The following is a 10,764-nucleotide window of genomic DNA, read 5'->3' on the forward strand; positions in this document are numbered from 1 at the left end:
CCCGGGCGATGCATGCCTTCGGCCTGGCTCCGCCCTGCGGGAGCTCTGCCGGCGATGGTCAGGTGGAGACGGCGCGGGAAGCCCGAGCACGCCCGCGCCGTCGTGGGCCGCGAGAAACGGTATTTCTCCTCCACCTCGCGCCCGACGGGACGTCCGCTGCCGTGCAGGTGGAACGTTGGCCGTGTCGGTGAACAGTGGTAGTGAAGCGGCCCTATCGATCAGGCGCTGACGGCGAGGCCGCTCGCGCGCAGGGCGGCGACTCGAGCCGCGGGCGCGGTGGCGATCGAGCCGGCTGCATACGGCGGTTGGGGATCGTATTCGACAACGAGCTGGATGGATTCGGCGATGTCGTCGCCCGCCATGCGTCCAGTCAGGTGCAGGGCGAGATCGATACCGGCCGAGACGCCGGCCGCGGTGGCGTACTTCCCGTCGATGACGACCCGTTCGGCGGTGGCGATGGCGCCGAACGTCGTTAGGTGATCGAGGCAGATCCAGTGTGAGGTGGCGCGGTGACCGGTGAGCAGGCCCGCGGCGGCCAGAAGGAGCGAGCCGGAGCAGACCGAGGTCGTCCAGGTGGTCGCCGCGTCGACGCCGCGCAGCCAGTCGAGGGTCGGCTGGTCAGCCAGGAGGTCGGCGGCTCCGGGACCACCTGGCACCAGGAGTACGTCGGGGGCGGTTACCTCGGAGAGCGCGGCATCGGCGACGACGGCCAGGCTGGCCGTGTCGGCCCGGACCGGGCCGGGCCGGGCGGCTGCGAAGATCACCTCGGCCCCGGGGATGCGGGAGAGGATCTCGTACGGGCCGACGGCGTCCAGGCCGGTGAAGCGGTCATACAACATGATCGCGATCTGCATCAGAAACCTCCGGAGGTTGGGTGAGGTCGGAACTGGCGGCGATATTCCATCGGCGGCACACCCAGAACCCGAACGAAGGCGCGCCGCATCGCCTCAGCGGTGCCGTATCCGCACGACCGGGCGATCTGTTCGATTCCCTCGTCGGTGTCCTCCAGCCGTCGGCGGGCCGTCTCCAGCCGGACCCCGTCCACGTACCGCCCTGGCGTCACTCCGACCTCAGCGGCGAAGGCGCGGGCGAAGTGACGGGGTGACAGCGTCACGCGGCGGGCGAGAGAACCGACGGAAAGATCTCCTTCGGGGTGCTCGTCGATCCAGTGCTGGACCTCGCGCAGCTGCGGCCGTTCGGCGAGCTGAGCAGCGAGCTGCGCGCTGAGCTGCGCCTGCCCGCCCGGCCTGCGCAGGAACATCACCAGATGTCGGGCTATCAGCAGCGCGACGTCCCGCCCGAGGTCTTCTTCGACCAGCGCCAACGCCAGGTCGATACCTGCGGTGACGCCGGCCGAGGTGGCGATGTTCCCGTCTCGGACGTAGATCGGCTCGGCGTCGACCTGGATGTCGGGGAAGCGTCGAGCGAGCGCACCGCAATGTGCCCAGTGCGTCGTGGCACGACGTCCGTCCAGCAGGCCGGCCTCGGCGAGCAGGAAGGCCCCGGTGCAGACGGAGACCACACGATCGGCCTCGGCCGCCAGCTCGCCGATGCGGCGCACCAGCTCCGGGTCGGGGGCGGCCGTGCCCGGCCCGCCGGGCACCAGCAGTGTGTGAGCTGGTCCGACGTGGTCGATGTCGGCGTCGGGTAGCAGCCGCAGCCCACTGCATGTGCGCACCGGGCGGCCACCAGGCCCGGCGGTCGTGATCCGGTACGCACCTGGCCGTTCACCTGGCCGTTCCGTGGCGGCGTCCGCGCCGGCGAACACCTCCAGCGGGCCGGTCACGTCCAGGCTCTGGACGTCGTCGTAAAGCACGATGACCACGCTGCGCGGCCTCATACGGCTTAGGCTGGCAGGGCGCGAGTATGGCGGCAAGGACGCGGTTCCCACCTTTCCCGCCATCGCGTCCCGCCATCGTGGGCAGGGCCGCGGCGCGCGGCGCCGGGCTTCGGTCCTACCCGGCCGAGACGGCGGTGAGCTCACGGCAGTCCGTATCAACCGCGGCCGGCCGAGCCCGGATGTCGGAGGCCGTGAACCCGGCTGGGTGGACGCTCGGGAGCGCGGTCATGCCTCCTGCCGCCAGAGCGGCGTGACCTCAGCGTGGGTGAGTCGCCACCCGCCTTGGGTGCGGAGCGCCTGGAATGCGAAACGCAGGCCGACGAGCCTCAGGAGCGGGGGAAAGAGCTGTCTCGACGGGAAGTACGCGACAAGCCCGTTCGCCGTCATGGTGGCGCGGTCCCCGTCAAGCTCGACGAGCACGTCGGTGATCAGATGCTGAGAGTTTTCGTTGTCGTCGCTGGTGCGCCGCGAATACTCGAGTATGTCGTCGATCCCCGTGGCGCCGCCGCGAGCGCTGTGGATGACGGCGTCCTCGTGGAAGATCGCGCGCCCCTCCTTGTCGTCGCCGGTGTCCAGCCAGCGCCCAAGCTGACTGACCAGGGCGGCAAGTTCCGCTCGATCGGTGATGTCCCTCAGATGAGGCACGGTGCTCCTTCATGCTCCTGTGCCGAACGGCCTTGTTGATAAGGTGCGGAGCCGATGAGATCGCTTGGCCCCGCGACGGTCAGGCTAGGAGTTCAAGTCCGCTTGAGGTCAACTCCCTCGTCGGCCTGCTGCCGGCATCTCCTGGCGCTTCCCGCGGACTGGCCAGATATCCCGACTGTTGGCCGTCTACCGGTCAAGCATCACGACAGGTAGCCATCTGCTCTTGATCGCTTCACTGTCCGTCCGCCCACCGGACCCCCGGCTTGCCGGAGCGCGACCGCCAGCCGCTTCGATGCCGGTGCACCCGCCGGTTCGACCACCTGAGGGCGTGGCAGCTTGGCCGGTCCGGCTACCGTGATTGACGTGGGACTTCACCTGAGCCAGATTGACGAAGCGGACGAACTGCTGACCAGTGACCCGTTGGCGCTGCTGATCGGGATGGTGCTGGACCAGCAGTTCCCGCTGGAGCGTGCGTTCGCCGCGCCTTACGAGTTGACCAGGCGGCTCGGTCGTCCGCTTGACGTCGGCGAACTGGCGGCCTTTGATCCGGACGCGCTCGGTTCGGTCTTCGCGACGCCGCCAGCGCTGCACCGGTTCCCGGGCTCGATGGCGAAGCGGGTGCAGGCGGTCTGCCAGGTGATCGTCGATCAGTACGGTGGCGACCCGGCTTCGATCTGGGCGACCGCGGCCGACGGCAAGGAGCTCTTCAGACGGGTCGGCGCCCTGCCCGGCTTCGGTGCGCAGAAGGCGAAGATCTTCGTGGCGTTGCTGGGCAAGCAACTCGACGTCACCCCGCCGGGCTGGCGCGAGGTCTCCACGCCCTACGGCGACGACGGCAGCTTCCGCTCGGTCGCCGACATCACCGGCCCCGACACCCTGCTGAAGGTCCGGGACTTCAAGAAGCAGATGAAGGCCGCAGCCAAGGCAGGAGCGGCCTGAGTCACACTGTCGTCACTCTCCCGGACGCCGCCTCACTGCGTCCGGGCCAGGATCACACACCTGGAGATCAAAGGTTTTTTGCGGGGGCTATCGGCTGGATGCGCGGATCTTGTGGCTGAGCCGTCCGCCAGCGGAGAGTTGATCGCTGTTTGCTCGTGCCACGCGGTGGTGGGCCGCGCGCCGGTCAGGTGGAGACGTCGGCCCAGTCGTCCCAGGTGACGTCGACGTGGGTATAGGCAGGGTCGAAGGCCAGGCGAAGGTGGTCCCAATGCCAGACCGCGGTGTTGTAAACGTACCCGGTCTTCTGTTGGATACCCACGTGTACGGTGCTGTCGGAGTACACGTTGATGAGTGCGTCGTCGGGCCAGGGGGCGCCGTCGAGCCAATCAACACGGCATGGCGCATGAGTCTGGCGAGTGCTGGTCCCGATATTGCCGACGATGGTTTCGGTCCTGGTGAGCGTCATGGCCACCGGGTGGCCGTCGACGAGGATACGGAAGCCGCGCGGCTGATCGCGTACCTCGGTTGAGACCCGACGGCCGTCGACGACGATGTCTGCCATTGCGCAATAATACGACTCGCCGTAGCAGGCGCCAATTTAAATGGCTGCTGTCACATTCGGGCGGCCGGCGGCGACTGACCTGGGTATCTGGCCATTCAGACGTCCCGCGAATCGGTGCGACGTGTCTGGGGCCACGTCACCGTTCCGGAACTGATCGGGACCAGAAGTTCCCGCTCGGGCGTGCGTTCGCCGCGCCTTACGAGTCGACCAGGCGGCTCGGTCGGCCGCTCGACGTCGGCGAACTGGCGGCCTTTGATCCGGATGTGCTCGGTTCGGTCTTCGCGACGCCGCCGGCGCTGCACCGGTTCCCGGGCTCGATGGCGAAGTGGGTGCAGGCGGTCTGCCAGGTGATCGTCGATCAGTACGGTGGCGACCCGGCTTCGATCTGGGCCACCGCGGCCGACGGCAAGGAGCTCTTCAAACGGGTCGGCGCCCTGCGGCCGGATTTCTACCACGCCCACCGGGGGAGCCTGCCGCGTGAGGCTGGAGGAGCCTTGGTGACCCGTGGCGGAGTAGGGCCGGGCGCCATGCCTCCCCGATGGCGATCGCGGCGGCGTCCAGTCCGGCGCGTTGGCCCGTGGTGAAGGCCGCCGCCTCCGTCGAGGTGACTGTTCCTTCGACGAGCAGCAGCGGGGACGGGTCGAGCGCGAGCACGACGACCACGGCCCGTCGGTAGTCAGCGAGGAGCAGCGGGGGATCGCCGGCCGCGTGGTCGTCGAAGGCCATGTCCTGATCAAGAAGGCCGAGCACGTAGGAGCGGTACGTGGCCGCCACCGTCTCCACCCCGCGACGGGGCATCACGCCACCGCCGCGCGGGAGCCGAAGACCCGCGTTATCGCGGGGAAGCAGACCGGCCCCACGCTGTACTCCGACCAGCTGACCTCGCGGGCGAATCGGTCAGCCGCCGCCGCGCTCTCGAATGCCACGACGATCTCCCGCACACGTTGGCTGTCACCGTCGAACCGGACCAGGCCGAACACCGTTTGCTCTACGTCCACGTGGTCACCTCCGGAAGGGCGAAGGGCCGGTTCCGGGCGGCTCGTGTGTGGCCCGTGGGGGTGGGCACCGCCCGGAACCGGCGGGATGCGGCGCCGTACCGGGGACCGCTGTCAGCCCGGTGAGAACCGCGATCACCAGTGCACCGTGGCCACCCCACAGCCCGGGACGCCGAGCACGCGGGATACCCGTGGGATACCTCGGGGAGGATCAGCAGCCCGCGGGGCGGAGCCGTCATCCGGGCTGCCGAGCAGTGTCCGCACTTGTACGATCACGCTGTGAGACGGGCCGCGACGTCACCCAACGACCAGGTGCGCGCCGCTCGCCTGCGCCACCCGTCGACGCTCACCCCAGGCGAGCCATTGTCCCGCCAGGAGCTTGCCGAACGCGTCAACCGGTGGATCTACGAGCAGGACCAGACGATCACCGAGATCGACGCCAACTACATCGGCAAACTGGAACGCGGCGTGATCCGCTGGCCGCAGCGCCGCTACCGCGAAGCCCTACGGGCCATTCTCCGAGCGGAGACAGACCGAGACCTGGGCTTTCACCGACCCGTACAGAGCGCGAACGGAGGTGTGGAGGTCGACCGCCAACAGTTCCTCCGCGCCGCTGCGGTCGCCAGCGCCGCAACGGCCCTTCCTGCCTAAAGATCTACGATAGTTCCGCACGCACACACGATGTCGCAATCTCCGAACTTGAAGGAATGGTAAACTCCCTTGCCATTGAATTGGGTTTGATTGCGGGAGAGCACATACGACTCGTAGGAAGCAGGCATCGTGCCAGCGGCCCCGCCCAGAGCGTCTACCGCGCCGTAGAAGAAATGAAGCACCGACCAGGAGCGATATCTAAAATCGGATCGCGCTACCCCGAGGCAGCCGTAACTCTCTTCCGTCGCGCGCAAAGTTCACATTTCGACAAGAGCCTGAGTTACCTTGCATACTACCAACTTCTGGAGTATTTTTTTCCCGTTTATTCCAGAAAGGATCTACTTGACAAGATCAAAAATACCATAAAGGATCCGAGATTCAATAAACACTCGGACGTAGACGTTGGCCGACTTGTCTACCTCGTCGAACACGATAGCCTAACTCGCGCCAGCGAGAGGGAACAGTTGGCGGGAGTAATCGGAAGTTGCATAAGTGGGCCGCGGCTAATGCGCCACCTGAGAAATGAAACTATTCGAAAATATCTCGCCGACAAAGAATCTCTACCTGAAGTTCCGACCATAAATCCGACCAATGCAAATATTCCACTGTCGAGACAGATTGCATCCCGCATCTACTCAATACGATGCAAGATTGTCCACACTAAAGATGGCGTGACACCCGGAATTCTAGACGACATACTACTGGTTGGCGGGTCGGCTTTAATGGTCGACCTTTACTTGATCGAAGAGATTGCAAAAGACGTGCTTGCCGCGAGCGGCGAACCGCTGAACTATTGATGGATGACGAACGCCGGTAGGCGACCGTGGAGTGAGCGCCCGCTTCTCTTAACCCGCGGGTCACTCATGTCATGCTCCAGCGCCGATCCGGCCAGGCTGACAGCCAAGTTGACAGCCAAGCCGTTCGACAGCGGCGGACGTTGACGGACATCAGTGGACGGAGCGCACCAGGTCAGCGGACGCGGCGGACGTCCACGGACGCCGTCGGGAGATCCAGATCTAACTTGGATCAGATGCGCTACCTCCATCTGCAAAGTGACCAGACCACAGGGCTGGCAGGCAAGTACACCTACAGTTAGCGGAGGAGCCGGGTTCAGATCACAGGCCGAGCCCACGGCCAGTACCAGCGGGCATCTACAGATGCCGACGGACAGCAGGTGATCCCCTAGCCCGAGGATCAACGCTCCCTGAGCGAGGAGTCGGCTGTGTAATTACATGCAGATGCGTTTAATGAACCAGTGAGTGTCAGGGGACCGCTCTACCCGTCGTCCCGTACCGTTCGGCCACCCGGAGGAAGCACTATGGTCGCCTCGACCCCCATATGACGTTTGAGAAGATCGAGGAGATGCGTACCGTCCCAAAGCTGAATCTGCTTCCCTTCGATCCATTCATAGGCACTTGGGCCGAAATGGCTGGTTGTGACCACGACGCCATGAGTCGCACCCTCATGCAAGAAGGTCCCGTACATTTCTCTGACTACCGCGGCCTCAACGGTTCCTTTGTAGCGTTTCGCTTGAAAGATCGCCTTTAGCGGGAAGACCGGGTCATCGCGAACTGCGACGATGTCGACTCCTCGATCGTTTGACCCCCTTGTTTGCTTTACCGTGTAGCCCATGGCCGCTACAAGGTCATGAATGAGTCTCTCGAACGACTTCCAATCGAGATCGAGGAGATTGGGTCGGAGACCGAGATCTACCGGCGCCTCGACTTCGATGAAACGATCGTCGTTCATGTCGAACTCGAGAATTGGCGGGACCGGCAATAGCTCTGCCGGGCTGCGTGACGTCCGAGCTTTAAATTTCTTTCGCAAGCAGTCATTAGGGTCAAGTTGCGTAAGATTCAACCCGAAAAAGGTTGAACGATCCGCGAGTAAGCTAACTAGAACCGGCTGTATCGGGTGCCCTGTCGAAGTATCGATTGTGTCGACTATTCCGTTCAGCACAACGTGGTCTACGAGATTGACCGGGTCGGCTTGGAAAATCTCGTAGATGCTACGCAGAACAACGGAACCAAGGAGCTTCGAATACCGACTGCGAATATCAGCGATAGCGCGCTTCTTTTCCGTGAAGGTTCCACTGTTCTTGACGTATCGGTAACTCTCAATGGGTGGAATGACGTCCGAGCGGGGGAGAATCAAGACCACCTTCAGTTGCCGCTGGTCCGGAATATACTCCACACGCCTACCGGTCGGAAAATCACTCGGAAAGGGTCGCTCATCCAGCACTCCTTCAAAGTATCCGCTGACGGCTATTTTTTCTTTTGCTTTCAGGCTTTGGCGAATCGCGGCAATTTTAGCTTCGTAATTTTCTTGGATTTCCGCGAGTTGCGAGAGTCGAGCTGCTTCACGATCCTCGTACTTCTTGACGGCCCCGCCGTGTTCCGCAGTGGCCGTGGCTACCTCGTCGCGATACGCCTTGGCCCGGACAAGGCGTCCCAGCCCAGTGGGAGCCTCCGGCAAGAAATCCTCTAGACTCGGCGCGGGTTCCGGAGTCGTGAGGTGCTTTAGGTCGGGAGGCGGAAGGTAGAGTCGCTTCCGATTAGCGGCGATGCGGGATCGATTCCCCGGGGTCAAAGCATCAGGCAGGATCGCATCAAGAGTGGCCAAGGTGACGGAAAGATCGTTGTTCATTTGCTCGGCAGCGCGTATCCCGCGCTCGTCTCGAAGCCGCTTCGCCTCACGGGTCTCCATAGCACCTCGCCTTTGCCGACACGACAGGACCCACAGGAGATCGAACACGCTGTGTTGCCAACCCCGGCAGGCTAGCTACACAGATGCACTCTTCAGGGTAGTTTGATTACAGCAGATCAGAATGCGCTATGTCTTGGGATCGCCGAAGCGGTCAACCACCTGCAGCCCGGCCAAGCCCTACCTCGAAATAGCAGACGGCGACCGTGGGCCACCTGCGGGCCGAGATGTAGGAGGAGCGCAGTCCCTGCCTACAGCACGAACAGCAGCGGACAGGTCGTGCTGCGGATCGAGAGACGGATGGCCACCCTGTAGCTCCACTAGCCGAGTCCCGGTACTGCAATTTTGCTGCAACAGGGGCGAACGCCCGAAGACGTGGGTGGACATCGCCGGGTGCGTGACCTGCACCGGCAGACAACAGTGGACGTTTGTGGACGGTGTGCCGAGGGCTAGGGATCAAAAGGTTTGGCCACATCCATGGGCCCGTCGAGGATCGGAGGACCTGCCAGCGGGGTGGGCTTGGTCGGCCACTCCTGGTGGATACCCATTCCCCGGCTGGGCGCCAGATGGTCTGACGGGGCACCGGCCGCGTCAAGGGCGCCCTTCGGGCCGTCCTTCGGACTGGCTGCGCCACCCTTGACCCGACCGGCGTCCCGCACAGGCGGAGGCGCTGACCGGGGAACGGGCGGAAGAAGTGGGAGGGTCCGGCGGGCTTCGCGACCCCCACCCGGCGCTCCGAGCCGCCGGCGGCGCTGTGGCGGGCGCCGGTCGATCCCGGCGATGGTCACGCTCCACCATCCTGTAACCAGCGGGGCCGCGGGTCCCGCCGCCCTGCAGCGGTCCGCAAACAGTCCGCAGGAGGGTGGAAAACGGTCCGCGTCAGTGGCAACTACTGAAAGCGAGAACCGCAGGTCAGATGGCCTGCCGACCGGATAGGTGCAGGTCAAAGGACTATGCCGTGGCACGAAGCAGATGAAGGCCGCCGCCAAGGCACAGAGTGGAGTCCACGGACGTGGTGTACGGATCGTGATCGTCTAGCGACTCGCCGGCGTGGCAGTTCGTGACGTAGAGCGACCACCGCGTGATCCTCACGAGAAACCTGCGAAAGCGACTCGATGAGGAGATACGCGATGGCCGTGCGTCCGACTGTGACCGATGCCGAAGGGCTCGGCAAGGAACTGCTGGCGGCGAGTCCTGATCTGCTGGGCTCGATGGTGAAGGCGTTCGCGGAGGCGTTGATGAGCGCCGAGGCGGACAGTGCCTGTGGCGCTGAATACGGCGAGATATCACCGGATCGCACGAATCGCCGTAACGGTTACCGGCCGCGCGAGTGGGATACCCGGGCCGGAACACTTGATCTCGCGATTCCGAAGCTGCGGGCCGGGTCGTACTTCCCGGAATGGCTGCTGACACGCCGCCGGCGGGCGGAACAGGCACTGATCTCGGTCGTCGCGACGTCGTATCTGCTCGGGGTGTCCACCCGCCGGGTCGACAAACTCGTCGAGCAGCTCGGGGTGGCGCACATCTCGAAGTCACAGGTGTCCGAGCTGGCGAAGCATCTCGACGGCCAGGTCGAGGCGTTCCGGTCGAGACCGTTGGACGCCGGTCCGTACCGGTTCGTGCAGGCGGACGCGTTGACGATGAAGGTCCGCGAGGGCGGCCGTGTGATCAACGTGCACTGTCTGCTCGCCGTCGGGGTCAACGGCGACGGGCACCGGGAGATCCTCGGCCTGGACGTCGTGAGCAGCGAGGACGGCGCCGGCTGGCTGGCGTTCTTCCGCGGCCTGGTCGCCCGGGGCCTGTCCGGGGTGCGCCTGGTGACCTCCGACGCCCACCGCGGCCTGGTCAACGCGATCGGAGCGACCCTGCCCGGCGCCTCGTGGCAGAGATGCCGTACCCACTACCTGCGAGACCTCCTCGTCCTCACACCGAAATCGTCGCAGCCCTGGGTCGCCACCGTCGTGAGAACAATCTTCGATCAGGCCGACGCGAACGAGGTCGTCGTCCAGTTCGACCGGGTCGTCGACGGGCTCACCGAAAAACTTCCTCGTGCCGCGGAACATCTCTCCGAAGCGAAAGCAGACCTGCTCGCGTTCACCGCCTACCCACGGGAGATCTGGCGGCAGATCTGGTCCTCAAACCCGCAGGAACGCCTGAACAAGGAAATCAGGCGACGCACCGACGTCGTGGGCATCTTCCCCGACCGCGGAGCCATCATACGTCTCGTCGGCGCGGTTCTCGCTGAACAGCACGACGAGTGGATCGAAACCCACCGCTACTTCGGTGTGGAAGTCCTCGCCAAAGTCGACGCCGCGAACAACCCATCCGACACACCCGAGATCAGCGTGACGCCCGAAGCCCTCGCCGCATAACCTTCCATCAGGATCACGCGGAGTCACTCTCCGTACACCACGCCCCCGGACGTGACC

11 protein-coding genes are annotated in these 10,764 nt (G+C 64.7%); 4 read left to right on the forward strand and 7 right to left on the reverse strand.

The window, feature by feature from the left end; genetic code table 11:
* Positions 1-218 precede the first annotated feature (218 nt).
* The 3 genes from AWX74_RS27950 to AWX74_RS27960 all read right to left on the reverse strand — a co-directional run bounded on the left by AWX74_RS27950 (position 219) and on the right by AWX74_RS27960 (position 2,485).
* Entirely contained in the window at positions 219-854 is a 636-nt protein-coding gene (locus AWX74_RS27950) for a DJ-1/PfpI family protein (protein ID WP_091283071.1), read from the reverse strand.
* Complete coding sequence (locus AWX74_RS27955) at positions 854-1,825, reverse strand: GlxA family transcriptional regulator (protein WP_242666451.1); 972 nt, start codon at positions 1,823-1,825, stop codon at positions 854-856. Before AWX74_RS27955 ends, AWX74_RS27950 begins: the two co-directional genes overlap by 1 nt.
* Positions 1,826-2,065: 240 nt before the next feature.
* Complete coding sequence (locus AWX74_RS27960) at positions 2,066-2,485, reverse strand: nuclear transport factor 2 family protein (protein ID WP_091283075.1); 420 nt, start codon at positions 2,483-2,485, stop codon at positions 2,066-2,068.
* A 363-nt stretch (positions 2,486-2,848) separates the two neighbouring features.
* On the opposite strand from AWX74_RS27960, the gene AWX74_RS27965 reads away from it, so the two are divergent.
* A complete protein-coding gene (locus AWX74_RS27965) occupies positions 2,849-3,424 on the forward strand; it encodes an HhH-GPD-type base excision DNA repair protein (protein WP_091283077.1) in 576 nt (191 codons plus the stop codon).
* 184 nt (positions 3,425-3,608) lie between these two features.
* Here the strand turns inward: AWX74_RS27965 and AWX74_RS27970 are convergent, their stop codons facing one another.
* From AWX74_RS27970 to AWX74_RS27980, 3 genes are all read right to left on the reverse strand, one after another.
* Positions 3,609-3,986, reverse strand: a complete 378-nt coding sequence (locus AWX74_RS27970; RefSeq protein ID WP_091283079.1) for a hypothetical protein — start codon at positions 3,984-3,986, stop codon at positions 3,609-3,611.
* Between the two features lie 417 nt (positions 3,987-4,403).
* Positions 4,404-4,784, reverse strand: coding sequence for a hypothetical protein (locus AWX74_RS40230; RefSeq protein ID WP_165615808.1), 381 nt, complete (start codon positions 4,782-4,784; stop codon positions 4,404-4,406).
* On the reverse strand, positions 4,784-4,984 hold the full coding sequence (locus tag AWX74_RS27980) for a hypothetical protein (protein ID WP_131799545.1): 201 nt from the start codon (positions 4,982-4,984) through the stop codon (positions 4,784-4,786). The genes AWX74_RS40230 and AWX74_RS27980 overlap by 1 nt, the downstream gene beginning before the upstream one ends.
* Before the next feature lie 276 nt (positions 4,985-5,260).
* Here AWX74_RS27980 and AWX74_RS27985 point away from each other — a divergent pair, with 276 nt between their 5' ends.
* Positions 5,261-5,632, forward strand: coding sequence for a hypothetical protein (locus AWX74_RS27985; protein WP_091283083.1), 372 nt, complete (start codon positions 5,261-5,263; stop codon positions 5,630-5,632).
* Between the two features lie 56 nt (positions 5,633-5,688).
* Entirely contained in the window at positions 5,689-6,429 is a 741-nt protein-coding gene (locus AWX74_RS39590; RefSeq protein WP_131799546.1) for a hypothetical protein, read from the forward strand.
* A 478-nt stretch (positions 6,430-6,907) separates the two neighbouring features.
* Here AWX74_RS39590 and AWX74_RS27990 read toward each other — a convergent pair whose 3' ends face one another.
* Positions 6,908-8,338 (reverse strand): restriction endonuclease, encoded by a 1,431-nt coding sequence (locus AWX74_RS27990; RefSeq protein WP_091283085.1) that lies wholly within the window; start codon positions 8,336-8,338, stop codon positions 6,908-6,910.
* 1,127 nt (positions 8,339-9,465) lie between these two features.
* Here AWX74_RS27990 and AWX74_RS27995 point away from each other — a divergent pair.
* On the forward strand, positions 9,466-10,707 hold the full coding sequence (locus AWX74_RS27995; RefSeq protein ID WP_091278262.1) for an IS256 family transposase: 1,242 nt from the start codon (positions 9,466-9,468) through the stop codon (positions 10,705-10,707).
* The last annotated feature ends 57 nt before the right edge of the window (positions 10,708-10,764 follow it).

Source organism: Parafrankia irregularis, from assembly GCF_001536285.1.
Taxonomy (GTDB): Bacteria; Actinomycetota; Actinomycetes; order Frankiales; family Frankiaceae; genus Parafrankia; species Parafrankia irregularis.